At 43.1% G+C, this 25,205-nt stretch carries 19 protein-coding genes; 11 read left to right on the top strand and 8 right to left on the bottom strand.

All coding sequences use genetic code 11. From position 1 onward, the window contains the following. Positions 1 to 182: 182 nt before the first annotated feature. On the bottom strand, positions 183 to 509 hold the full coding sequence (locus V7L20_RS27120; protein ID WP_334747040.1) for a hypothetical protein: 327 nt from the start codon (positions 507 to 509) through the stop codon (positions 183 to 185). Positions 510 to 1,115: 606 nt separating this feature from the next. Here V7L20_RS27120 and V7L20_RS27115 point away from each other — a divergent pair. The 3 genes from V7L20_RS27115 (at position 1,116) to V7L20_RS32885 (ending at position 4,740) form a co-directional block, all read left to right on the top strand. After that, the gene (locus tag V7L20_RS27115) at positions 1,116 to 2,768 is read left to right on the top strand and encodes an ABC transporter substrate-binding protein (RefSeq protein WP_334747039.1); all 1,653 of its coding nucleotides are present in this window, start codon (positions 1,116 to 1,118) and stop codon (positions 2,766 to 2,768) included. A 270-nt stretch (positions 2,769 to 3,038) separates the two neighbouring features. Beyond that, complete coding sequence (locus tag V7L20_RS27110) at positions 3,039 to 4,064, top strand: ABC transporter permease (RefSeq protein WP_334747038.1); 1,026 nt, start codon at positions 3,039 to 3,041, stop codon at positions 4,062 to 4,064. 418 nt (positions 4,065 to 4,482) lie between these two features. After that, a complete protein-coding gene (locus tag V7L20_RS32885) occupies positions 4,483 to 4,740 on the top strand; it encodes a ricin-type beta-trefoil lectin domain protein (protein WP_442943648.1) in 258 nt (85 codons plus the stop codon). A 507-nt stretch (positions 4,741 to 5,247) separates the two neighbouring features. On the opposite strand, the gene V7L20_RS27105 is transcribed toward V7L20_RS32885, so the two are convergent. Both V7L20_RS27105 and V7L20_RS27100 read right to left on the bottom strand, forming a co-directional pair. Then, positions 5,248 to 6,363 carry an ABC transporter permease gene (locus V7L20_RS27105; protein ID WP_334747037.1) on the bottom strand — a complete coding sequence of 372 codons (1,116 nt, stop codon included), beginning with the start codon at positions 6,361 to 6,363 and terminating at the stop codon, positions 5,248 to 5,250. A gap of 229 nt (positions 6,364 to 6,592) precedes the next feature. Continuing rightward, positions 6,593 to 7,474, bottom strand: coding sequence for an Npun_R2479 family HD domain-containing metalloprotein (locus V7L20_RS27100; RefSeq protein ID WP_334747036.1), 882 nt, complete (start codon positions 7,472 to 7,474; stop codon positions 6,593 to 6,595). A gap of 688 nt (positions 7,475 to 8,162) precedes the next feature. Between V7L20_RS27100 and V7L20_RS27095 the strand changes: the two genes are divergently transcribed. From V7L20_RS27095 to V7L20_RS27085, 3 genes are all read left to right on the top strand, one after another. Further along, on the top strand, positions 8,163 to 9,578 hold the full coding sequence (locus V7L20_RS27095) for an efflux RND transporter periplasmic adaptor subunit (protein WP_334747035.1): 1,416 nt from the start codon (positions 8,163 to 8,165) through the stop codon (positions 9,576 to 9,578). 179 nt (positions 9,579 to 9,757) lie between these two features. After that, complete coding sequence (locus V7L20_RS27090) at positions 9,758 to 12,886, top strand: efflux RND transporter permease subunit (RefSeq protein WP_334747034.1); 3,129 nt, start codon at positions 9,758 to 9,760, stop codon at positions 12,884 to 12,886. Between the two features lie 125 nt (positions 12,887 to 13,011). Further along, positions 13,012 to 13,488, top strand: coding sequence for a hypothetical protein (locus tag V7L20_RS27085; RefSeq protein ID WP_334747033.1), 477 nt, complete (start codon positions 13,012 to 13,014; stop codon positions 13,486 to 13,488). 235 nt (positions 13,489 to 13,723) lie between these two features. On the opposite strand, the gene V7L20_RS27080 is transcribed toward V7L20_RS27085, so the two are convergent. Next, positions 13,724 to 13,915, bottom strand: coding sequence for a hypothetical protein (locus V7L20_RS27080; RefSeq protein WP_334747032.1), 192 nt, complete (start codon positions 13,913 to 13,915; stop codon positions 13,724 to 13,726). A gap of 207 nt (positions 13,916 to 14,122) precedes the next feature. Between V7L20_RS27080 and V7L20_RS27075 the strand changes: the two genes are divergently transcribed. Both V7L20_RS27075 and V7L20_RS27070 read left to right on the top strand, forming a co-directional pair. Beyond that, positions 14,123 to 16,324, top strand: a complete 2,202-nt coding sequence (locus tag V7L20_RS27075) for a HEAT repeat domain-containing protein (RefSeq protein ID WP_334747031.1) — start codon at positions 14,123 to 14,125, stop codon at positions 16,322 to 16,324. 624 nt (positions 16,325 to 16,948) lie between these two features. Further along, positions 16,949 to 17,263 carry a hypothetical protein gene (locus V7L20_RS27070; protein WP_334747030.1) on the top strand — a complete coding sequence of 105 codons (315 nt, stop codon included), beginning with the start codon at positions 16,949 to 16,951 and terminating at the stop codon, positions 17,261 to 17,263. Positions 17,264 to 17,291: 28 nt separating this feature from the next. On the opposite strand, the gene V7L20_RS27065 is transcribed toward V7L20_RS27070, so the two are convergent. The 3 genes from V7L20_RS27065 to V7L20_RS27055 form a co-directional block, all read right to left on the bottom strand. Next, positions 17,292 to 17,948 (bottom strand): hypothetical protein, encoded by a 657-nt coding sequence (locus tag V7L20_RS27065; RefSeq protein WP_334747029.1) that lies wholly within the window; start codon positions 17,946 to 17,948, stop codon positions 17,292 to 17,294. Positions 17,949 to 18,038: 90 nt separating this feature from the next. Then, entirely contained in the window at positions 18,039 to 18,215 is a 177-nt protein-coding gene (locus V7L20_RS27060) for a hypothetical protein (protein WP_334747028.1), read from the bottom strand. Between the two features lie 83 nt (positions 18,216 to 18,298). Beyond that, positions 18,299 to 18,469 carry a hypothetical protein gene (locus V7L20_RS27055; RefSeq protein WP_334747027.1) on the bottom strand — a complete coding sequence of 57 codons (171 nt, stop codon included), beginning with the start codon at positions 18,467 to 18,469 and terminating at the stop codon, positions 18,299 to 18,301. 225 nt (positions 18,470 to 18,694) lie between these two features. Between V7L20_RS27055 and V7L20_RS27050 the strand changes: the two genes are divergently transcribed. The 3 genes from V7L20_RS27050 (at position 18,695) to V7L20_RS27035 (ending at position 23,091) form a co-directional block, all read left to right on the top strand. Further along, on the top strand, positions 18,695 to 19,993 hold the full coding sequence (locus V7L20_RS27050; RefSeq protein WP_334747026.1) for a glycosyl hydrolase family 18 protein: 1,299 nt from the start codon (positions 18,695 to 18,697) through the stop codon (positions 19,991 to 19,993). Between the two features lie 351 nt (positions 19,994 to 20,344). Further along, positions 20,345 to 22,765, top strand: a complete 2,421-nt coding sequence (locus V7L20_RS27040) for an NUDIX hydrolase (protein ID WP_334747025.1) — start codon at positions 20,345 to 20,347, stop codon at positions 22,763 to 22,765. A gap of 164 nt (positions 22,766 to 22,929) precedes the next feature. Beyond that, positions 22,930 to 23,091 carry a hypothetical protein gene (locus V7L20_RS27035; protein WP_334747024.1) on the top strand — a complete coding sequence of 54 codons (162 nt, stop codon included), beginning with the start codon at positions 22,930 to 22,932 and terminating at the stop codon, positions 23,089 to 23,091. Positions 23,092 to 23,114: 23 nt separating this feature from the next. On the opposite strand, the gene ftsH2 is transcribed toward V7L20_RS27035, so the two are convergent. Beyond that, positions 23,115 to 25,001 (bottom strand): ATP-dependent zinc metalloprotease FtsH2, encoded by a 1,887-nt coding sequence (gene ftsH2 / locus V7L20_RS27030; protein WP_334747023.1) that lies wholly within the window; start codon positions 24,999 to 25,001, stop codon positions 23,115 to 23,117. Between the last annotated feature and the right edge of the window lie 204 nt (positions 25,002 to 25,205).

Genomic DNA, 25,205 nt, shown 5'->3' with positions numbered 1-25,205 from the left:
GATCGCGTAGCATGTCCAAGTTTTTTCGCTACCAATCGCTGTCCGGGATTAAATTTGCTTATCTTTTCTTTACGAGAGGAATGGGGAGTAGGGGGAGAAATCAATTCAAAATTCACGCATTAAAGAACTTCTGCCTTCAACAAGAACTGCCTCCTCTTTCCCCATGCCCCATGCCTTACTATCTACTGAACCACCAATTGGATGTTTTGCAGTTGACATTTCGTCTCAGCCGTACCCAGGCGTTCAATTACCTGTTCAGCACTGATCAGACGCTTGAGTACTACTTGGCCTATGGTCTGATTGGCAATTACTGCTGTTGTTGGCTTGACTTCTACGGTTAAAACGGCTTCTTCAACTCGATAAAGCCATAGCAATTCATTTTGTTCTACTAAACAAATATTCATTCGCTGAATATCTGGTTGGCGTCGCCATGCGGTTATTTGCCAGAGTCCATCAGATGCCCAGACTCTAGCAACTGCCCATCCCTCAGATAGAAAGAAATACTTCACGCTCTTAGTCTCACTATTAGACTTTCAATCTGCTGTTTACAATATCGTATATTATTTGTTAATAATGTATCACTCATGATATTTTAAATTAAGTTAATTAAATGATTATTTTCTACTTTTTAATAGGAAAAATATTTATTTATATCATTTATTTCATTAAATAATATTACAATATTTTATTATAAGCTAAAATTTTATTTTCCTACCATTTGACAATAAATATTTATGTGCTTGTAGTTAATAAAAACAGAAAATCTTATCAAAATTCTAAACAGTTAGTTTTAAAAAATTGAATTATTTTATAGAAATAATCAATGTTCATGAGGTGATGTTCTATACTTTTAGAAGTAATTTATTGAAGAAAGCTTCGCATTTTTCTATTTGTATCCATTTATTTTTTGGATAGGGTACTTCTGTTGATTATAAATTTTGTGCATTTATCATCATTCATTATGGCCTTTGTTACAATCCATTTTTCTTTAGGCAAAACTTCTTTTAATCTAGAGTATGTAGATGGATAAAGTAGTAAATAATTGTAAAAAATGCTATAAAAATAGCAAATATATTGTATAATAACTCACCGCTCACTATAAAAAATTTAACTGTATGACCTGGTTTTCCTTGTCTGTGAAACGGTGGGGTCGAATTACACAATTCGTATCTTTATTCTGTTTATGTTTATTTTTAGTTGTTAGTTGCGCTCCTCGTCCACAGGTAACTACCCCACCATCGGGTTCTGTGAATAGCCCTACAGGTGATGGTCGTATTACTATAGGTACAACAGCAAAGCCGAGAACCCTTGATCCGGCTGATACTTATGAGTTAGCAGCCTTAGGTTTGGTCTTTAATATGAGCGATCGCCTCTACACTTACGAACCAGGAAGCACCGAAATTAAGCCCCAGCTAGCTACAGCATTACCCAAAGTTAGCCAAGATGCCTTAACTTATACCATTCCCTTACGTCAGGGAGTAGTTTTTCACGATGGGACTCCCTTCAATGCTCAAGCAATGGCGTTTACCATTAACCGCTTTATTCAAAATAAAGGGAAACCTTCATTCTTACTAGCTGATGTAGTAGATTCTGTAAAAACTACAGGCGAGTATGAGTTAACCATCAAGTTGAAAAAGCCCTTTGCAGCGTTTCCTTCATTGCTGGCGTTTCCTGGGGTGTGTGCAGTTTCGCCAAAAGCTTACGAACTTGGTGCTGGTAAATTCAAGCCGAATATTTTTGTGGGGACTGGCCCTTATAAGTTAGGCCAATATGGTACTGATTCAATTCGATTTGATGCATTTAATAAGTATTGGGGAGAAAAACCAGTTAACAAAGGTGTTAACCTGCAAATTCAAACTAGTTCGGTTAATTTGTTTAATGCTTTCCGTACAGGCGCAATCGATGTAGCTTATCTGTCGCTACAGCCAGATCAAAATCGTAGCTTGTCAGAAGGTGGTAAAAAAGGCGATTGGCAAGCGATCGCAGCTGAGGGTAGTGTAGTAAGTTATCTGGTATTAAACCGGAATCAAAAACCTTTAGATAAATTAGAGGTAAGACAAGCGATCGCGTCAATAATTGACCGTCCACTGTTAAATGAACGGGCGTTACTTGGTCAAGCAGATCCGCTCTACAGCATGATTCCGACAACGTTGAAAGTTTCTGTGCCATTATTTAAAGAAAAATATGGTGATGCTAACTTTGAGCAAGCTAAAAAATTGTTAGCTACTGCTGGTTTTTCTAAAGAGAATCCGGCAAAAGTACAAATTTGGTATCCTTCTAGTTCACCTACTCGTAGTTTGGCAGCACAGACGCTCAAATCCCTTGTTGATGTCAAAATGGATGGAATACTGCAATTTGAAGTTACCCAAGCGGAAGCGGCTGCTTTCTTTAAAGATATTGCCAAGGGTTTGTATCCGGCAGCTTTACTTGATTGGTATCCAGACTTTTTAGATCCAGATAATTACGTCCAGCCGTTTTTGGCTTGTGACAAAGGTTCAGTTGCTAAAGGATGCGAAGATGGAGGTAGTCAAACTCAGGGTTCGTTTTACTATAGTGAAGCCATCAATAAACTGATTGATCAGCAACGCAAAGAACTAAATCCCGAAGCGCGTCAGAAAATTTTTACAGAAATTCAAACGCAAGTTGCTACTGATGTGCCTTATGTTCCTTTATGGCAAAGCAAAGATTATGTATTTGCCCAAAAAGGTCTGAGCAGCGTAGAACTTAACCCTACCCAAATTCTCGTTTACCAGACAATTAAAAAGTAGTTAGGAGTAGAGACGCGATTAATCGCGTGTGTACACAAGTTAGGAATTTTTAATTAGACTTATTGCAAAAGTCAAAAAATCATAAATGTGATTCTGAGCAAAATAAAGATGTTCAACTTTACTAAATATAGTAATCAAAGAACTTTTGCAAGCTAGCTGTCTATCTTAATTCATAATTTCTAACTGCAAATTATCGACTCCTAACTCTTAACTCTTGTACAGATGCGATTAATCACGTCTGTACTTTTAACTCTTAAGTCCTACATAAATATGTCTCGTTCTAAAGCTTTACAATATTACATAGTTTCCCGGTTGCTTCTCGCGCCACTTCAGCTATTAACGATTATCACCATTGTATTTCTTTTACTAAGAGCAACGCCGGGAGATCCAGCAGATGCGATTCTCGGCGGACGTGCGCCAGAAGCTGCTAAAGAAGAATTGCGAAAACAACTAGGTTTAAACCTTCCCCTGTGGCTACAATACCTAAATTATTTGGGAAGCATATTGCGCTTTGATTTAGGAAGTTCTTTGTTGAGTCGGGGAGAGAATGTTTGGGACATCATTGGACAATATTTCCCAGCGACGATGGAGTTAGCAGTATTTAGTATGGCAGTTGCACTCATCGTTGGAATTGCGGTTGGGACTCTTTCGGCTTCTCGTCCTGGAACATATTTCGATGTCGGTGGGCGCTTGTTTGGGATCATCACCTACGCACTCCCCATGTTTTGGGCGGGAATGCTTTTACAGTTAATTTTCTCAGTCCAACTGGGCTGGTTTCCCAATTCCAACCGTTTTCCGCCCAATCTTTCAGCTCCCACTACTGTCACTGGATTGTATACAATTGATAGCTTACTTAGTGGAAATTTCACTCAATTTTTCACATCTTTGCACCATCTTGCCCTACCGAGTCTCACACTAGGACTTTTGCTCAGTGGGATTTTTGAGCGAATTGTGCGAGTGAATTTAAAGCAAACCTTGCAAGCAGATTATGTAGAAGCCGCTAGAGCCAGAGGTATTGGTGAAAATAAGATTTTAGCCTCCCATGCTTTAAAAAATGCGTTAATTCCGGTAATTACAGTCTTGGGATTAACCTTTGCTTCTCTATTGGGTGGAGCGATTTTGACAGAGGTAACATTTTCTTGGCCTGGGTTAGCTAATCGACTGTATCAAGCGATCGCCGATCGCGATTATCCCACAGTCCAGGGAGTGCTAGTCTTTTTTGGTGCGATCGTTGTCAGTGCCAGCATTTTGATTGATATTTTAAATGCTTATGTAGATCCTCGAATTCGATATTAAGTTGTTTGACATTTTGATAATACCACCCCCTGACCGATTACTGATTACTATTAAAATGATACTGGATAAACAAATCTAAACTTTTTTCAAAAATGCTATTGGTGTAGCTGTTTGCAAGTATCACAAAATACTCAATTCAATTTTTAATTAAGGGGATTTAAGGAGTCTAAATGATGCGATTGCATAAACTTAGCATTTTCGCTACAATCGCCGGGCTGTGCTTAGTTTCAGTCCCAGTATTACCAGCAAAGGCAGACAATACTAACGTACAATTGAAGTCAAGAACTGGAAACAACTGTTTAGATGCAAATACCGGAGCACTTGGGAGACCAGCGTACATGCGCCCTTGTGACAATCACAAGAATACTAATCTACTGTGGGATTTTGTTCCTGCTAATGATGGTTCTTCCCTTTTTTTATAAAAACTAGAACCACTGGATTATGTTTAGATGCTAATACAGGACAGGTGGGAAGGCAGGTTTATCTCAATAAATGTGAATCTTCAAATCCCAACGTGAAGTGGCAGTATCACTATTTGATTGTTGGTGCTTTCCAATATTCAACCGCAACCACAGGATACTGCCTAGATGCAAACACTGGAGCACTTGGGAGACCAGCGTACATGAACTTTTGCGAAGTATTTAATGTGAATTTACAATGGGATCTCATCCATTAGTAGCAATGGATACTGTAGGCGAAGTCGAGTAGGGGCAGATATGGCACAATGTTGACGAACTAGCATTAACTACTTGTTTTGCAAAAACAAAAGAAAATTGAGGGAACTCAGGGAAGCTGGCGGATTATGGTAAAACTGTTTTGCCGTTGGGTTTTGCAACAGTAGAGTGATCGCATTTGTTACTTCGGAGTTCGCATTTGTTATTTCGGAGTTCGCATTTGTTACTTTGGAGTTCGCATTTGTTATTTCGGAGTTCGCATTTGTTACTTCGGCGTTCGCATTTGTTACTTCGGCATTCGCATTTGTTAATTCGGCGATCGCATTTGTTATTTCGGAATACGCATTTGTTACTTTGGAGTTCGCATTTGTTATTTCGGAGTTCGCATTTGTTACTTTGGCGAACTCATTTGTTATTTCGGAGTTCGCATTTGTTACTTCGGCGAACTCATTTGTTACTTCAGAGTTCGCATTTGTTATTTCGGCGACTCCATTTCTATTATTGAGGGCTTATCTTCTTAAACTGCGGGGGTCGAGGGCATCTCTCAACCCATCACCGAGTAAGTTGAATGCTAGCACTGTGAGAATAATCAACACAGCCGGCGGCCAAATTAACCAAGGTTGCAACACCAAAATTGAAGCATTGCTAGCTAGAGAAAGCATATTGCCCCAAGAGGGGTCTGGTTGTTGTATTCCCAAACCGATGAGACTTAATATCGCTTCTGCATCAATAAAGCTGGGAATTGCAAGAGTAGCAGAGATAACTACATAACTAGCTGTTTGCGGCAAAACGTGGCGGAGAATGATATAAATTGGGTTTCCACCCATTGCGCGTGATGCTTGGACAAATTCTCGCTCTTTAATTGATAGTACCTGTCCCCGAATAACCCGTGCTAAACCAGCCCAGCTAATAACCGAAGTAATCACTACAATCAGCAAAAAGCGCTGGGTACTGCTTAAACCAGGTGGTAAAACTGCCCCTAAAGTCACCAAAAGATAAATACTAGGGAAAGTCATTAGCACTTCTGCCAAGCGCATAATGACGCTATCAGTTACACCGCCGAAATAGCCAGAAATTCCTCCGATAATCAAACCAAGGGGATAGGTAATGATAATCCCAAAAATGCCAATAAACATACTGATGCGACCACCATGCAGCAAGCGACTGAATTGGTCGCGGCTTTGGTCATCAGTACCCAAGATGTTGAACTTTGCCCCAGTTGTTGTACCAAATAAATGCCAATTTAAGGGAATACCAGCAAAGATTGTGACTTCATCCCACTTCGGGGGTAGTGGCAAACTCATCTGCAACAATCGATATTCTGGCCCCGAGACAAATAGACGCAGGGGTGATGGCTTTGTCAAGTCTACAATGAGTTGGCGATCGCCTGTTTCTAAATTCGTGTCTCCCTGAGTAGTCGGATAAATATATGGCCCGATAAACTGCCCTGACTTAGAAACCCAATGTATTTTAGTTGGTGGCAGCAGTGAACCATTAGGCTGTGAAGCATAGGGGTCATAAGGAGCCACAAAATCTGCTGCAATGACTGCTATATAAAAAATTAACAGCAAAATTGCCCCAAATCGTGCCAAAGGATTTTTCTTCAGTCGTCGCCACCAATCCATAGTAGTTAGGAGTTATAAGTTATAAGTTATGAGTTATGAGTTATTAAACTTTTATCTTAATTCATAACTCATAATTCTTAACTCTCCATTCCCCACTCCTGTACAGACGCGATTAATGAGGCAGCGCGTTGCGGGGGTTCCCACGCCACTTGCTCCACTTGGGGTTTCCCCAAGTGGAGCAAGTGGCTCCCCGTTGTAGCGACTGGCGTCGCGTCTGTACTCTTAACTCCTAATTCCCAGTTCCTAACTTTTCTAAATAGCGCTGCTGTTCTTGCTGTTGTTTTTCATGTTCTACAACAAAAACGTTTGAGTAGAGATTAGCTAGAATTTGTTTTCCCTGTTGTGTTAGTGATAGATAATGCAGTCCCTCTTGGATATAGGGATAGACACCATTCCAGTAAAATTTAGCGTAGTTATTCCGTAAATCGGCAGGGGTTTTATAGCCCAAAACTTTATTTACACCAGTTTCTTCAAACTCGTAGAATAAAGAAGTAATTTTCTTCAGGTAACGCGGGTCGCTTAGTTGACCAATCAAATCAGCAGCACGGACTAATCCTGCAAAACACTTTGTATCTTGATGATCTTCTGCCGTAGGCACGGGAAATCGAGTCAATTCAATATTGCTCTTAATTGCCTCAGCATCTATTAACTTATGACCTCCAAAACGCTCATCAATAAAAAGCTTGGCTCTATCAACATGATACGGCGTCAGACTGGCATCAGAAGCGCCAGGAGCTACAGAAATCATTTTGCCATTTTTACCTGTGGCATATAAGTTTGCTGTCTCTTGGTCTTGTCGGCAAACTCCTTTAACGTAGCCAATATCATGACACACCAAGGAAATGATACAATGCAGCCAGTCTTCACTGGAAACACCACCTTCTCTAATGTGTTTGCCACGTAAAATTTCTTGCCCCACCAGGGTTACAAGGATTGTGTGTTCAACATTATGATAAAGGGCGTCGCTATTGGCAATGTTTTCTAAAGCCATGTTACCAGCCCAGGCGATAATGTCCTGATAATCATTTTTGAAGCAGCCGTAGGTGCGACGGTAGCCTTCTCGAATTTCATTTACAAAGGCATCAATTAAAATTTCAGTGGCATTGAACATATCTGGTTACTCTGGTAAATACTAATTATTTATTGATTTGATTTCAAAATTCCATAATCAGGTTTACCCTTGCTGGAATTTTACCTCACTTCCATTCCTCTCTACTTCTAGGAGAAAGGCTTAAAAACCCGATTATTTCATTGCTTACCCTCGCAGGGAGGCTGGATAGGAGAGGTTCGTCGAACTCACATGAATTTAGGACAATATATTTTGCTCCTTTCTAACTCATGTATAGCTGTAGACGCTAGCTTGTCCTATGCCTAAATTGCATGATAGATAATGATTTGCTGATGACACAAAGGCTTCAGAGGAATTATCGATGACGTAGAAAAATATTTATTTGATATAACTTTATACATAAAAGGCTAGATTTTAAATTAGATCAATCTAGATTAGCTTCACTAGTTTTTCATATCTAACCATTGGTTGACGGTGATCTAAATACATATAGTATGTGACCTTGAGTGGCTAAATGATATAAAAGAATTTTTGTATCATAATTTATATAAGTTTTGCAAGCCATTTGGCATAGTAATTACTCTTAGCAAGTTTGTTTTATTAGATACGTTGGTAGATAAAAGACATTTACTATGAAATGCGTCATAGTTGATATGAAGTAAATAAACTTCAAGTTTTCTTAAAAAAATATTGAGACTGGTATGCATAGACAAAAAGTGGAGGTAGGACTGTGAGCGATGATAGTGTTTCAGAAGTCGAGGTGAATAAACCTGTAACATCTGAAGATGCTAGCTTTTTGAGCAAATCGGATCAAAAACCAACCAGGGCATGGTTGAAGCCATTATTCTTAGGTGCTGGTTTAGGAATCGCGATCGCCTTTACTGGGATGGGTATATTAAGTCGTCTTCCATCCCGTCAACAAGGCGTGGTAGCGGATAAAAAAGTTAACCCAGCAATGACAGTTACCATCGCCACAGTAGAAACCGCCCGTGTTTTCCGTACCCTCAAAACTACTGGGACTGTAGCAGCACTCGATTTAATTCCAGTTTTACCGCAGACAAACGGCTTACAAATCAAAAGCATTCCCGAAGATGTAAAAGAAGGGGCTTTTGTCAAACAAGGCCAAGTGTTGGCGGTATTGGATGGTTCCATATTGCAAAACCAGATTAGCCAAGCCAAAGCAGATATGGAATCAAAACAAGCAGATTTAGCAGCCAAGCAGGCAGATTTGGGATCAAATAAAGCCATAGTCCAGCAAAAACAAGCAGATTTAGCTCAAGTTAAGGCGAAGTTAGAAGAAGCAGCGAAGAATTATCAGCGCTATCAACAACTAGTTGATTCTGGGACGATTAGTAAGCAAGAACTCGATACTCGTTCCTACGCTGTGAAAACTGCCATAGAAGTTGTGAATCTATCCCAAGAAAATGTGCGTAGTGCCCAGTCCAATATCGGCAGCGCCCAAGCTATCATCAACAAAGCCAAAGCCGATGTCAAGAGTAGTGCTGCTAAGGTGCAACAACTACAAACTCAATTAGGACAAACTGTGGTGCGATCGCCGGTTGCTGGAGTAATTGCCGAAAAACTTGCCAGAGTCGGTGATGTCACTGGTGTGCCGCCACAAACCCAGGTAGGTACTGTGATTGGTGGCACACAAAAGCTATTTTCGATTATCCGAGATGAAAAATTAGAACTTCAAGCGAAAGTACCCGAAATTCAACTAAATCAAGTGAAAATTGGTGCATCTGTGCAAATTACTTCAGATGTCGATCAGCGCGTGCGATCGCAGGGACGAGTCAGGGAAATACAGCCACAGGTGAACGATCAAAGGCGGGAGGCTACAGTCAAAATTGACTTACCGTCAACAACTTTACTTAAACCAGGGATGTTTGCTAGTGCTGCAATTACTACTAACTTAGGGATGAGGATGGTAGTACCGCAAAAAGCAGTGCAATCTCAAGCAGACTCAAATGTAATTGTATTCACCTTATCGGGTGAAGATACAGTCCGCAGCCAGAAAGTAGAGTTAGGAGATCCCGCCAATGACGACAAAGTGGAAATCAAGAGTGGGTTGCAATTGGGCGATCGCGTCGTAGTAGATGGTGCAGGATATCTCAAAGATGGCGATAAAGTTCGAGTTGCAAATTGAAAGAAATGGGAATGGGAAATGGGGAATGGGGAATAGGGAATGGGCAGAAATAACCAATACTTCGGCTTCTCTACGAGACGCTACGCGTAGCTTGCTTCCCCGTAGGGGTACGCTCAGTACAAGTGACAAATGACAAATGACTAATCCAAAATCCAAAATCTAAAATCTAAAATTTCCCGATGTCTTTCAATCTCTCAGCTTGGTCAATTAAAAAACCTGTTCCCACAATAGTATTATTTTTAATTTTGACGGTTGTAGGTTGGTTCTCCTTCATATCCTTGGGGATTGATACTAACCCAAATATTGATGTGCCAACAGTTTCGATAAAAGTCACCCAACCGGGTGCAGGCCCGGCCGAACTAGAATCTCAAGTGACGAAAAAAATTGAAGATGCCGTCGCGGGGTTAGGCAATATCGATTATATGATTTCCACCGTCAGCGATGGGAAGTCTAACACGACAATCAATTTTGTTTTGGGTACAGATAGCGATCGCGCCACCAATGATGTTCGCAATGCGATCGCTCAAATTCGCCAAAACTTACCCCAAGACATCAACGATCCAATTGTGCAACGCCTGGAATTTTCCGGTGGCCCAGTAATCACTTACGCAGTTAAATCAGATCGGCGTTCTGTAGAAGAATTAAGCAATATTGTAGATCAAACCATTAGCCGCACTTTATTGGGAGTCCCTGGTGTCGCACAACTTCAGCGTGTGGGTGGGGTTGACCGAGAAATTCGGATTAATCTTAATCCAAACCGCTTACAATCTCTGGCTATCACCGCCACCCAGGTAAACGACCAAATGCGCGCTTTGAATATTAACTTACCTGGCGGACGCGCCGAAGTCGGTGGTAGCGAACAAAGTATCCGCACTTTAGGGAGTGCCGCCAGTGTGGATATGTTGAAAACCTACGAAATCCTCTTACCACAAGGCGGTTCTGTACCCTTATCCACCTTGGGAACCGTAGAAGATAAATTTGGCGATGTGCGTCAAGCCGCTCGCTTAAATAATCAACCTGTGGTAGCTTTCCAAGTGTTGCGTAGTACTGGCAGCGTTCTGGTGACTGTAGAACAAGGAGTGAAAGCAGCAGTTAAACAACTGGAAAAAACCCTTCCCGCAGATATCAAACTAGATTTAATTTTTACTAGAGCCGATGTTGTTCGCCAATCCTACCAAAGTACCATTGATGAATTAATTCAAGCTTCGGTGCTGGCAGTCATCGTTATTTTAGTGTTTTTGCGGGACTGGCGAGCAACATTAATTACGGCTGTTGCCTTACCCCTATCAATAATTCCCACCTTCGCAGTGCAGCAAGCTTTTGGTTACACCCTCAACAATATGACTTTGTTGGCATTAGCGCTGGCGGTGGGCAACTTGGTAGATGATGCCGTTGTAGAAATTGAAAACATGGAACGGCACATGGCTATGGGTAAGTCAGCTTGGGAAGCTGCTTTCGAGTCTTCTGATGAAGTAGGATTAGCGGTAATCGCAAGTTCAGCGACGATTGTTGCAGTGTTTATGCCCGTTGCCTTTATGGGTGGGATTCCGGGGCAGTTTTTCCAACCATTTGGTGTTACCGTTGCTGTTTCCACAATTTTCTCAACTCTGGTAGCGCGGATGGTTACGCCGATGATGGGGGCGTATCTTTTAAAGGAGGCAGAGGGGCAGGGGAGTAGGGGAGTAATAATAAAAATTTTTAATTTTAAATTTACACTTCCAGGTAGCGGGAACGGAAGTAGAAAACTCACAACTGAAAAGCATCGGGGTTTTCAACCTTATAGATCGCTCTTAGAGTGGGCGTTACGGCATAGATTGACGACAATGGCGATCGCTTTAGCTTTCTTTATTGCAAGTCTAACGCTGGTTCCCTTGATTCCCAAGGGTTTTGTGGATGATGGCGATTTTGGAATTTCTAACGTATCTATAGAATTACCTCCTGGTTCCACTTTAGAAGACGTTAATAAGGTAGTCACACAAGCGACTGACATCATCCGGCAAAACCCATTAGTTGAACGTGTATTAGCAACGGAAGAAATCAATTCTGCAATCCTTACCATTAATCTTAAACCTAGAGAAGAACGAAATATTTCCCAAAAACAGTTTGAGGAACAAGTACGCCCTGACTTTGAGCAAATACCAGGAGCAAGAATCAGTTTTCAAAGTCAGTCACCAGGTGGCGATCGCAAAGGTTTATCAATTGTCCTCAGAAGTGAAAACCCCAAAGCACTGAATCAAGCTGCTGATGCCTTAGAAAAGCAGATGCGATCCATAGCCGGATTGGTAGAAGTGTCTTCGACTGCAAGTTTGGTTAAACCAGAGATTTTGGTAATTCCGAACCCGCAACGGGCAGCAGATTTGGGCGTGACAGTGCAGGCGATCGCTCGGACTGCTTCCCTTGCAACCATCGGCGACAATGAGGCCAACTTGGCGAAATTTAATTTAAGCGATCGGCAAATCCCCATTCGGGTGCAAATCGACCCGAAAGCGCGGGCTGACATCAACACAATTACAAATCTGCAAGTCCCCAGTCAAAATGGGAGATTGATTCCCCTCGTTGCAGTTGCAGACATCCGCTTTGGGAGTGGCCCTGCAACCATCAACCGTTACAATCGCGCCCGTCAAGTTGCCTTAGAAGCCAATTTACAAGGGATTTCTTTAGGAGAAGCAGTAGAAACAATCAACAAACTACCTGTGATGCAAAACTTACCTCCAGGGGTAGTACAGCAACCATCAGGTAGCGCCAAAATTATGCGAGACATTTTCAGTCGCTTTGGCGCTGCATTAGGACTGGCATTAATGTGTATCTATGCAATTCTGGTGTTGCTGTATAACAACTTTCTCCATCCATTATCGATTATGGCAGCCTTGCCCTTTTGTTTAGGCGGCGCATTGGTAGCGTTAATGGTTGCTCAAAAACCCTTGGGAATATATGCCTTGATTGGTATCATTCTGCTGTTGGGAATTGTTACCAAAAACTCAATTTTGTTAGTGGACTATACAATCATCAACATGCAGTCAGGTAAAACCCAACGTCAGGCACTTGTAGAATCGGGTGTATCACGTCTGCGTCCGATTTTAATGACTTCTTTGGCAACGATCGCCGGGACTCTGCCTTTAGCATTAGGGATTGGCGCGGGTTCTGAAGTTCGCCAACCAATGGGAATTGCGATTATGGGCGGTTTTACAACTTCCACCTTGTTGACATTGGTAGTAGTGCCAGTGATATTTAGCTACATCGACAACTTCCAAACTTGGATTAAGGATACATTGCGCTATGGCTTTGGTAAGAAACCATCGCGCCAATAATTGCAGACACGGCGATTTATCGCGTCTCCTTAACCGAACCGTATTGCTTTTGCCCTAGTACCTATTGTGCGATCGCATTTACCAGTGGGAATCATAACAAACAGATTTACCACAGAAAATAACCAATGGCTTACCAGAACATTACCGCTTCCCTTACCCCAGCAGATATCCAAGAAATCAAAGCAGCCTTTGCAACTATCCAAGCAAAGATGCCTTTTCTCGTGACTCTAAGTGCAGAAGAACGACGCAACTTATTTAAGATGGGCGATAAAAGACTAGCTTTTGTCAACAATAGCCTGATTGCTGCCCAATCTAACCGAGACATTTTACCAGCCAGTTTTGATTTAGATGAATTTGTGCGAGATTATCAACTAGCCGCTAACCTCACCGAAGTTTTGATTGGACTGCGACAACTGACAGAACAAGTAGATGATACCTTAATGGCAGTCGGCAGCGAAGCAATGGGGAGCAGTTTGACAGTTTATGATTACGTCAAAACTGCTGCTAAGAAAACTCCAGGGTTAAAAACTATTGCTGAACAATTAGGTGAACGGTTTAAAGCGATTAAAAGTAAACCTACAAAACCTGCATCTGATTCATAACCTGTAAACATTGCCAAATCCTCATGTAGAGACGCGATTTATCGCATCTAAAAACTGGCACGTTAGAGAGACGCGATAAATCGCCGTCTCTACAGAGAATGTACTCGTCAATTATTCCTTGACAGACTAATATTTTCGACTTGTGTGTACACTGTAGCTTCGACTCAGAGAGGGACAGACTTGAACTTTAGTTCAAGGCAGGGAGAGGTTTGTCAAATTTACGTTAAATGAGTCTTTAATACTCGTTAATGAACCTTAAAGCTTCGCCGATGAACCTCAGAGCTTCGTGAATGAACCTCAAAGCTTCGGCGATGAACCTCAGAGCTTCGTGAATGAACCTTAAAGCTTCGTGAATGAACCTTAAAGCTTCGTGAATGAACCTCAAAGCTTCGGCGATGAACCTCAGAGCTTCGTGAATGAACCTCAAAGCTTCGTGAATGAACCTCAGAGCTTCGTGAATGAACCTCAGAGCTTCGTCGATGAACCTCAGAGCTTCGTCGATGAACCTCAGAGCTTCGTTAATGAGTCTTTAATGCTCGTGGGCGAGTATTAAAGGCTCTCAATCAGGAATTAGGAATTGCAGGGTTGTTATTATACTCATAACAGCTTGTAATCTGCCACCTTGCGCCAAATTATGCTCACAACTCCCCGCCACCGCAGCAAGCCTTCCCCCCTTATTCTTTATCCTTTAGTCTTTATCCTTTCTTTCCTCCTTTGTCTACCTTGGGTTAGCGCCAAAGAAACCCTCAAACCCAAACCCCAAGATTGGCAGATTAACGGTATAGTAGCAGCCCTTGACGACAGCTACGACGAAGTGAAGGGATATGCTTTTGACAAATTAGATGCATATGAGCTAAAAGACTTGAAAACCGTGGTTAAGAAACCGGAGGAAATAGCCCAGAAAGTTGCCAACATCCTCAAGGATGAAAAGGTTATCTCATATGTTCGTGGCAATGCGGCAGAGGCATTGAGCAACTTCGGGCAGGCGGCGGCTCCCTACATCCCTGACATCCTCAACTTCCTCAAGGATGAAAAGGTTTACTCATTTGTTCGTAGCAGTGCCGCAGTGGCATTGAGCAAATTCGGGCAGCAGGCGGCTCCCTACATCCCTGACATCGCCAACATCCTCAAGGATGAAAAGGTTGACTTAGATGTTCGTGGCAGGGCGGCTTATGCATTGAGCAACTTCGGGCAGGCGGCGGCTCCCTACATCCCTGACATCGCCAACATCCTCAAGGATGAAAAGGTTGACTCAGATGTTCGTGGCAGTGCGGCAGTAGCATTGAGCGACTTCGGGCAGGCGGCGAGATACATCTCTAAGGATGAAAAGGTTGACTCATATTTTCATAGCAGTGTGGCAGAGGCATTGAGCAAGTTCGGGCAAGCGGCGGCTCCCTACATCCCTGACATCGCCAACATCCTCAAGGATGAAAAGGTTAAATCATATTATCGCAGCAGGGCGGCAGTGGCATTGAGCAACTTCGGGCAGCAGGCGGCTCCCTACATCCCTGACATCCTCAACATCCTCAAGGATGAAAAGGTTGACTCAATTGTTCGTGGCAGGGCGGCAGAGGCATTGAGTAACTTTAGGCAAGCGGCGGCTCCCTACATCCCTGACATCCTCAACATCCTCAAGGATGAAAAGGTTGACTCAATTGTTCGTTATGGTGCGGCAAAGGCATTGAGCAACTTCGGGCAGGCGGCGGCTCCCTACATCCCTGACATCGCCAACATCCTCAAGGATGAAAAGGTTGACTCAATTGTTCGTGGCAGGGCGGCAGAGGCATTGAGCAACTTCGGGCAGGCGGCGACGAGATACATCCCTGACATCGCCAACATCCTCAAGGATGAAAAGGTTAACTCAGATGTTCGTGGCAGTGCGGCAGTGGCATTGAGCGACTTCAAGCAGGCGGCTCCCTACATCCCTGACATCGCCAACATCCTCAAGGATGAAAAGGTTGACTCAGATGTTCGTGGCAGTGCGGCAGTGGCATTGAGCAACTTCAAGCAGGCGGCGGCTCCCTACATCCCTGACATCCTCAACTTCCTCAAGGATGAAAAGGTTAACTCAAATGTTCGTGGCAGTGTGGCATTGGTATTGAGCAACTTCGGGCAGGCGGCGACGAGATACATCCCTGACATCGCCAACTTCCTCAAGGATGAAAAGGTTGACTTAAGAGTTCGTTATAGTGCGGCATTGGTATTGAGCAACTTCGGGCAGGCGGCCGCGAGATACATCCCTGACATCGCCAACTTCCTCAAGGATGAAAAGGTTGACTTAGATGTTCGTTATGGTGCGGTTTATGCATTGAGCAACTTCAAGCAGGCGGCGGCTCCCTACATCCCTGACATCCTCAACTTTCTCAAGGATGAAAAGGTTGCCTCAAATGTTCGTGGCAGGGCGGCAGAGGCATTAGAGAATATCAGAAAACTGGAGTTAAATGAAGTTGTTGTAATTCTGAATAATATTTATGAGCCTGGTAATTCAGAATACTTAAATTGGCGTTTTCTAACCTATTTCCTGGGCGGTGGCACTGAGGAAGTGAAAACTCTACTCAAATGGCTCGGCTCTCCTCAAGCAACTCCTGACAAACTCTCACATGATGAAGGTGTCAAAACCCTCAATCTATTTTTGCAAACTTGGAATAATAGCCAAGGACTAGAACGCTTACGCAACGACTTAGCCAAGCAAATTTCCGAAGTTGCCGCTAACAAAAACGTTCCTTGGAAATGGCAAGATATTGGTTTACTGCAAAGCCATTACAGCAACCTTAAAAAAGTCAACCCCACTGATGCGAATGCGGTGCAGTCAGTAATTAATAATCTGAAATATTAGCAGTGGTTTTTCAAAGCCAAAAACACCATCCTCATTCACGCTGCGTTTTGGCTTCTCCTCATCTTCGCCTACCCCAAATTTCCCCAAGTCCAAGCCATCTTCTTCTGGAACCCTTGGGTACGCCGGATTCTCGGCGTCGGCTATGTCGTCTTTCTCCTCACCTGGTTTCCTCCCTTCCGGCGCAAATTATTTGAACCATTCAAACCTTCCCTATTAGCCGATGCTGGTTTAGATAATTTTTATGAGCAATCATACTTCCCAGAATCTCAAGTCAAAGTTCCCACTTCAGGAGACATCCTGCCAATTACCCCAGCATTACCCAGTATTCAAGGACAAATTATCTTAGAAGGAGATTCCGGCTTAGGCAAGTCGATGTTTCTCCGTCATCTGTTGAAAAACTCCCAACGTATAGTCGTTTATCTCCCCGCCCAGAAATGTCATAAAGGCGTAATTGAAGCCATCAAAGACAAATTACACTGACAAGCCCAAGATGCTGGCTTCCTGAAAAACCTGATTTACAGTGGCGCCATAGATATCTGCATAGACGGACTCAACGAAGTCACCGCCGAAACACGGGCTAAAATCTGCCAGTTTGTCGAAAGCTATTTCCGGGGCAACATTATCATGACTACCCAGCCCCTAGAGTGGACACCACCCTCAACAGCCAAAACATACTACTTGCAACCCCTTGAGCAACAACAAATTCAAGAGTTTTTGATTTCCCGTCAGCCGCGACTACCCCAAGATGCCAAAATTCAAGGTGCTGATTACGCCAAAGCCTGCACCGATTATTTAACAGAAGTCTTCCAACAACAAGCCAAAGAAGAGTTAGATGCTGTCCGCCGAACTCTTTCCAATCCAATGGATCTAACAGTGGTAGCGCTAATGTTCACCCCGCAGACGTTATGGGGGATGAGGTTCACCCTGTTTAACAAGTAATTAAGCGAAGTTAATATCACTGGTTATGTTAACTTCGCTGTAGAGAAGATTGTTTTTGTTTGGAAACGCTACGCTGAGGGTTTAAAAATGGGGGAATGGGACAGTCTAGCGTCATTGCGATCGCTCTTAGTAAATCTGCTTCTGATTGTGTAACTTTGTTATCTAAAAGTACCGTGTGGGCGCAGGCATTAACAATAGCTTGCTTGAGTTTGGGAGTGGCAAGACGGAGGCGATCAATACTCTTCTTAAGCTCAGTGAAATTACAAATAAGTGGCGTGTCTGGTTTTTCTTGTTCTCCAGCTTTAGGAAGCCGAAAAACTCCAGAACGAAAAGCATAGGCGATGTCTTCGCTGGACGCATCGGGTTGGGAGTGTCCAACGCGGGCAATTACGGACAATACTAATAAACTATCTGACCAAATCTCTTCTATAGAGGTAAATTCGACCGTTGTCGCAGATATGGGATTTATACTAGGTTGGAGGCGATGCCAAAGTATTAACTGCAACACAAAATGCCAAAGTGATAAACTTCCGGTAGCTACAACTAAACCGTGAATGCATTTGCAGAGTCTTTGGCATTCTTTGGCAGAATTTTGACGCAATACGGGTACTGCTAAATCCACAAGTGGCAAGCGAATTCTAGGATCTAAACCTCGTCTAAGTTGAAACCCGTGGTTTTTCCTCATCGGACTCGAGATGATTTTTTACCCATAGGCGATCGCTAATATCAAAGGGCTTAGAATTGATATCTTTTTGAAATAAATCAACGCGTTGAATTAACTCTGCTGGGGGTTTCGATTTGTTTGTCGTCCTACTTTTGTTGCACTTTTCCGGTTACATATCTCGTATAAAGCCATTAGCTGCTCGCGTGTGCGAATATGCTTCGCTCTCAAGGCTTCTTCTCTTAAAGAAGAAGCACTTTCATTCCAATGATCGCATTCTACTTTCAGCATCCCCACTTCACTACGCAGCTACACTTATCTATATACAGTAATATTTTTTCTCGTAAAACTCCAGTTCTCAAGATGGATGGGGTTTAAGTACAGTATTTCATTAATTTGTAGCGAATTAAATTTGACAATGCCAATGCATCAGCTAACAATGCCAATGCATCGGTTAACAATGCTAATGCATCGGTTAACAATGCTAATGCATCAGCTAACAATACCAATGCATCGGCTGACAGTCCCAATGCGTCCCCTTGCATTAAAAACGCTACGATTTTACGCAAAGCTGTACTAAGCTAACCTCTAATACGGTTCGGATAAGGAAGGTTGATAATTGACATTATTCTCCGCACTGGACTAGCTTGATATTATACGCCTATACATAGTAATATAATCCTGTCAATACTGTAAGTAGCGTTCATATCTTCATTTCTCAAGCTACTTACAGTTAACCACAGTGCTTTTTCTTTTTGCAGGATATCATTATGTTTGATGGTCTATCCCGACGTGAATTTATCAAAGTCACAGGCGGTTTTGCAGCTGGAGCCACAGCAGCAGTCAGCGCACCTCTGATTGAGACTCTCACTGCTCAAGCCCTGAGCAGTACATCTAAAAGATATAAATTTGTTGGTTACTTTGGCAACTGGGCACAATACCGACAAGGCGGAGGAAAGTTTTTTCCCGAGCAAATTGACCCCTCGCTATTTACACACATCAACTTTGCCTTTGGTATGTTCGGTTTTGTGAGTTGGAGTGTCGATCCATCGCCAACACGAACCGGAAACCAACGTTATACAGGTGACTACACAATTCAACCAGTGGAATGGAACGATCAGACAGTTCTGTACCCGGCGATGCAGAATTTAAAGAAGAAAAACCCCAGCCTCAAAACGATTCTTTCAATTGGTGGTTGGAGTTTTAACAGTTGCGATGATACGCCTGAGTCAGCCGGAACAGCTCACCCCTACGGTCCCTTCACCTGCAAATTATTCAGCAAAATGGCAGCCGATCCTAGTGGCAGGAGGCAGTTTATTAATTCTGCGATCGCCTATGCTAAAAAGTACGGCTTTGACGGCATTGATCTCGACTGGGAATATCCCGCCGACTCTGCACGCGGTGGTCAAGATGCCGATTACAACAATTACCTAACACTGCTCAAAGAGTTCCGTCAAACTGCTGGGCAAAATTTTATCATCACTATAGCTTCTGCTGCAGTACCCAAGGGCAGCAAAACGGGCGACCAATTCTTCCTATGGTTGGCTCAGTGCGGTCAATATTTAGATTGGTTCAACGTCATGTCCTACGACTACCACGGGGCTTTTGACGATCCCAAGACAATGGGAACAGGAGTCAACGCGCCTCTTATGCAAGATTCCGTACCCAATGGTACTTTTGACATTAAGGATACGGTGGAATCTTACATCAAAGCAAATATTCCTAAGGAAAAGATCGTGCTAGGAATGCCCACCTATGGACGAAGTTATATTGTTGCAAACCGTACCGATGGCTACGGAAAGCCTTTTAGTAGTGCGGGACCTGCAGGACCAGCGACAGCCACCCCTGGTATCCTCGCTTATTATGAAATTCTTGAGAAAATTGCCAGTGGCGAACTCGACGTCCAAAAGTGGGATGATGCCACTTTGACTCCCTACGCCTACAGCACTAAAACCGGACTTTGGGTAAGTTATGACAACGAGAAATCACTTGGTTATAAGGTCAGTTATTTGATTGAAAAAGAATTGGGAGGTGCAATGGTATGGGCGATCGATTTAGACAAGTTTTAATGATAGTTCTGCTGCACAATTTATTACACAGATTTTTGGTCAGCTTACAAACAAGTATTGCCAAGTCAAAGGCATCGTGCAGTCGGTAAGGATATGTCAGAGAAGTTATATTGAGCGATTAAATAAGCTAATCGCCATTAATTTTTCCATACTGATTTCCTTGTAGTAAGCGGCTCTAGCGCTGGTTTTATGCAACTTCAATGCTCATTAGCTTAACACTTTGCGCCAACAAGTTTCACGCATTGTACGTCAAACATTGTCATAAATCAAAATCAGTTGATAACCACATTGGTTCAGTTTAGTATTTCGTTGATCACAGATGATGCTAGTTTACGGAGTTAAATTATTACTATGGACTCAAACCGTTTTCCATTGCAGAATGCAATTAAAAAAATTTTAGATAACCCAAACACAAGACCAGTATTACCAGTATTAAAAGATAGTTCATCTATTGGAGATGGTACATCTGTTGGAGATGACAATTTTGGTAAAGGTGATCGTTACGATACTGGTAGGTCGCCAGATATTGCTTTGAATAATGGAAATGTGGTTGTAGAAGTTCACGAAACTCAGGGACTAGGTAGTACCCTCTGGTATCGTGTTGGTGATGTTAAAGGTAAGGAGATCCAGTGGCGTAACAAGGACAAAAGCGTCAAATATGATAACGGAGTACAACCCTCAGTTGCCATTACCGATGACGGGTTAGTGGTCGAGGTTCACATATCTCAGGGATTGAAAAATACTCTTTGGTATCGTCTTGGCACAGTTAAAGGTGACACGATTGATTGGAAGAATAACAACAAAAGCGCCGAATATGACAGCGGAGTATATCCCTCAGTTGCCATGAATAATAACGGGCTAGTGGTCGAGGTTCACAAGTCTCAGGGCAATGATACTCTTTGGTATCGCGTTGGCAGAGTTAAAGGTAACACGATTGATTGGGAGAATAACGACAAAAGCATCAAAATTGAAAATGACAATGGAGTACGACCCTCAGTTAGCATTACTGATGACGGGGTAGTGGTCATGGTTCACGAAAAAGATAATACTCTTTGGTATCGCGTTGGCAGAGTTAAAAATGATGGAACCATTTGGGTTAAGGGCGACCAAAGCAAAAGCGTCAAATATGATAACGGAGTACAACCCTCAGTTGCCGTCACTAATGACGGTTTAGTAGTCGAGGTTCACAAATCTCAGGGACTTAAAAATACTCTTTGGTATCGCGGCACAGGTCAAGTTAACAATAACACCATTGATAGCTGGGATGATAAAAAGAGCAAAGATTATAGCCACGGTGAAGTGCCAAAGGTTGCCTGTAATGGGCAGCTAGCAGTGGAAACTCATTATTTTGGAGGAGATTCAATAGAGCGCGAGGACAGTCTTGAGTATTCAGTTATGACATTACCAGCCTTTCGTTCTAACTGGATTAATTTGTATGGTGACAATTCATACTGTTATTGTGCATGTAATAGCGCTACTAATAACAAACAAAGGCATGCCTCCAGCCATACGATGAATATCAAAGCGGGGGCACCTTATTTATATGCAGTCCTCACTAAAGACGATGACTCAATCGATTTCCCAACTGGTGCAATACTGACAATTGAAGGACCTGATGGAACCAAATACGATCATAATATTCAAGAAGAAAACCAACTAGTGATCATGTCGGGTTCTTCAGTTCGATGTCTTATTGTCAAAAACCCCAAGCCAGGTAATTGGAAGATGACGATGACAGTACCTGGAGGTGTGGGATTCCATTGTGAATGTAATACGGTTCCGTCTACAGACGTATACGATACCATAACAGAGACCCTAGACAATTCTTTACAAAAGAGGGGTTTGGAACAGGCACTATATTACGGATGGTCTGCCATTGCATTAATTGCGGCTCTTATATTCGGGCAGAAAAACGAACCATCGAAATCATTGGAACCGTCATGGATGGCAGCGAGTGTTGATTTAGATTCTTATGTAGTACCTGGAAAATCTGGAGACACACAAAAGGTAAAGCTACCCCCAGACGAGCTGATTAAAATTGGGAAAGCTGTGGGTGGCTCTATTAATCAAAAATACAAAAACAGTGGGAAAGAAGCAGCACAGTGGGTGAAGAACACAGCTTCTGGAAAAAGCAAGAAGAAGAAAAAAAAGGTCAAACGATACGTCTATGCTGTCGCTCACAATGGACGAGGCGACTTTATCATAGGTTTCAAAAATCAATATGGCTTGTTTTTCCACGACCCTATAGGCGGAGGTCATGTCCTTTCCCCACCAGGGCAGCGGCTTAATGGTGGCAATGATTATGCACTTCCAGGTGGTGAACTTAATGAAATGGAGATCCCCATCATAGGTGCTTGGAGAGAGTTTTTTGAGGAGACAAATGAACACTTGGACAGTTGGATAGCGCAACCAGATGTGTATGAAGGTCGTGAGCCGCCTAACTCGCCTGAGCCGCGTATATATTATTATGGTGTCTACTTTGATCTTGGAGTGGATCGACTTCTCCCATTGTTTGAGACTATAGCTGAAATAAATCTTGAATCTGGGAGAAGTGCTGCCCAAGCAGTGAGCCAAGGTCGATTTCAAGGAAATTATAACGGATTACGAGCAGCTTTTCCTGGTTGTCCTCCGGACAACGAACTTAAACAGGTCCATCTGTGGAACTTAAGAGTTGACTGGCATACAATCCAAGGATGGCAAAATGACCAAAACAAATCATGGTATTACTATATTTTGAATAATCTGCGAAATCAGCTAGGTATTACAGGTTAGCTCTTTACAGCAGTTTGCTCTTAGATAGAGTACAAGCGATCGCCCGATCTTGTAGATTGGGTTAAGGCACGAAACCTAACAAACCATCGTCTTGGCGGAGGATTATAGGCTAACCCACCACTAAAAATTTCCACCTGTAAATTTCCGGTGATGAGTCATGCTTCTTGACGATACGAAGAGCCTTTCATGCTCCGATTCATCGCAAATCACCGAATGATTTAGAGGTGGATTTTTTGAGGCGCGATCGCAAAATACTTCATTCTATAGCTAAAAAATCAGTTGGGGATGGTATTTACCATCCCCAACTTTTGCAAAATATTAAGTGAGCATTGCTGATTACAGCTAACTATTACAGTTGTGGTACGTACTGCTGCTTCTCAGGAACTTCAGCGTACTCAGCCACAATCTGGCGGAATTCTTCGCCGTCAATGGTTTCTTTTTCGATGAGCAAATCGACTAAGCGATCGGTGACAGTGCGATGGTCACGCACAATCTTCTTGGCGTTTTCATAGCATTCTTCCACGATCGCTCGCACTTGTCCATCAATGCGAGAGGCGATAGATTCGGAATACTCAGATCGGGTTGTCCAGTCACGACCCAGAAACACTTCACCCTGCTGGCTTTCCAATGAAAGTGGCCCTAAGTCGGACATTCCGAAACGAGTCACCATTTGCCGCGCCATTCCCGATAACTGCTGCAAGTCTCCACCAGCACCAGTGGTAACTTCCGCAGCGCCAAAAATCACCTCTTCAGCAGCACGACCGCCCAAAGCACCAGTAATCCTTGCTCTCAATTGAGAACGAGAAATTAACCCTTGTTCTTCATTGGGAGTAAACCAAGTCAAACCTTGCGCTTGTCCTCTTGGGATTAAGGTGACTTTCTGCACTGCGTCATGGTCTTTTAACAAAGTCCCAACCAAAGCGTGTCCGATTTCGTGGTAAGCAATTAAGCGCTTGCTCTTGCTATCTACCAAAGGAGTACCTTCCATCCCAGCGACTACCCGATCCACTGCGTCATCTATTTCGCGGAGGGTGATCGCTTCTTTGCGTCTTCTAGCAGTCAGAATTGCCGCTTCGTTGAGTAAGTTGGCTAAGTCAGCACCAGTAAATCCAGGAGTGCGGCGAGCGATCGCATCCAAGGATACACTAGGATCTAATTTCTTGTTCCGCGCATGGACTTGTAAGATTTCCAAACGTCCTTTGATATCGGGTGCATCGACAGTTACTTGTCTGTCAAAGCGACCGGGACGCAACAAAGCTGAGTCTAATACGTCAGGACGGTTGGTAGCAGCAATAATAATGATGCCTGTGTTACCTTCAAACCCGTCCATTTCGGTGAGCAATTGGTTAAGGGTTTGCTCTCTCTCGTCGTTACCGCCACCGATACCAGCGCCCCGTTGCCGTCCAACTGCGTCGATTTCATCGATGAAGATGATACAGGGGGCGTTGTCTTTGGCTTTCTTGAATAAATCGCGGACGCGGGATGCACCCACACCAACGAACATTTCCACGAATTCCGAACCGGAAATACTGAAGAAAGGTACGCCTGCTTCACCAGCGATCGCTTTTGCTAGTAAAGTTTTACCAGTTCCAGGAGGCCCAATTAACAGCACTCCCTTGGGAATCCGTGCGCCTACTGCCGTAAATCTTTCTGGCTGCTTCAGGAAGGTGACAACTTCTTGCAATTCTTCCTTAGCTTCTTCAATCCCGGCTACGTCATCAAATTTGACCCCGGTTTTTGCTTCCATTTGGAAACGCGCTTTGGATTTGCCGAAATTCATCGCTTGACCTGGCCCGCCGGGGAGGTTGCTAGAACGCCGGAACAAAAAGAACAACCCGGTAATCAATAAAACTGGAAAGATGAGATTGCCCAACAATCCCCAAATTGCGCCATCATTCCGCATGGGGTGAGCATCAAAACTAATGTCTTTTTCTTTCAGCTTGCTAATTAACTCAGGAGCGTTAACAGGCAAATCCACACGCCATCTTTGGACACGATTTTCGATGTCTGGATCGCGGGCTTCTATAATTGCTGTCCTACCGCCTTCGTACAGATCCACGCTGGTGACGCGATCGCCATCCAAGTATTCTAGAAAGCGACCATAAGTCATGCGGGTATTCGCTGCATTCTTACTCATGTCGGTAGGAGAGCCTGCAAAAGCCCCTTGCCAGAAGAAAAAACCAATTACCAAAGCAGGCAATGTCCAGAGTACTAAGACTTTCCAAGAGAATTTCATTTTAATTTGCCTCTAGATGCCTATACAACTCATCAGCCTCAGCAACCGAATGTTCATTACTCTGTCACTTTAAGCTGTTAAACGGATGTTTATAAATCCATTTTGTTTAATTTGATCTCTTATATGCACTGCCGTAAGGCATTTAGGACATTATGGCGATGCCAACAAGAATCTTAATCAAAGTTAACTTAATTTTAATACAAA

The sequence above is a fragment of the Nostoc sp. genome (genome assembly GCF_036916735.1).
Taxonomy (GTDB): Bacteria; Cyanobacteriota; Cyanobacteriia; order Cyanobacteriales; family Nostocaceae; genus Nostoc.
This window is presented reverse-complemented; position numbering and strand designations above follow the sequence as displayed.

Coding starts and splice junctions, on each gene's coding strand:
- V7L20_RS27065 (WP_334747029.1), bottom strand. CDS start 17,948: ATGAGGAAAAACCACGGGTTTCAACTTAGACGAGGTTTAGATCCTAGA.
- V7L20_RS27085 (WP_334747033.1), top strand. CDS start 13,012: ATGGCTTACCAGAACATTACCGCTTCCCTTACCCCAGCAGATATCCAA.
- V7L20_RS27090 (WP_334747034.1), top strand. CDS start 9,758: ATGTCTTTCAATCTCTCAGCTTGGTCAATTAAAAAACCTGTTCCCACA.
- V7L20_RS27055 (WP_334747027.1), bottom strand. CDS start 18,469: ATGCAAGGGGACGCATTGGGACTGTCAGCCGATGCATTGGTATTGTTA.
- V7L20_RS27050 (WP_334747026.1), top strand. CDS start 18,695: ATGTTTGATGGTCTATCCCGACGTGAATTTATCAAAGTCACAGGCGGT.
- V7L20_RS27075 (WP_334747031.1), top strand. CDS start 14,123: ATGCTCACAACTCCCCGCCACCGCAGCAAGCCTTCCCCCCTTATTCTT.
- V7L20_RS27070 (WP_334747030.1), top strand. CDS start 16,949: ATGACTACCCAGCCCCTAGAGTGGACACCACCCTCAACAGCCAAAACA.
- V7L20_RS27110 (WP_334747038.1), top strand. CDS start 3,039: ATGTCTCGTTCTAAAGCTTTACAATATTACATAGTTTCCCGGTTGCTT.
- V7L20_RS27115 (WP_334747039.1), top strand. CDS start 1,116: ATGACCTGGTTTTCCTTGTCTGTGAAACGGTGGGGTCGAATTACACAA.
- V7L20_RS27040 (WP_334747025.1), top strand. CDS start 20,345: ATGGACTCAAACCGTTTTCCATTGCAGAATGCAATTAAAAAAATTTTA.
- V7L20_RS27100 (WP_334747036.1), bottom strand. CDS start 7,474: ATGTTCAATGCCACTGAAATTTTAATTGATGCCTTTGTAAATGAAATT.
- V7L20_RS27105 (WP_334747037.1), bottom strand. CDS start 6,363: ATGGATTGGTGGCGACGACTGAAGAAAAATCCTTTGGCACGATTTGGG.
- ftsH2 (WP_334747023.1), bottom strand. CDS start 25,001: ATGAAATTCTCTTGGAAAGTCTTAGTACTCTGGACATTGCCTGCTTTG.
- V7L20_RS27060 (WP_334747028.1), bottom strand. CDS start 18,215: ATGCTGAAAGTAGAATGCGATCATTGGAATGAAAGTGCTTCTTCTTTA.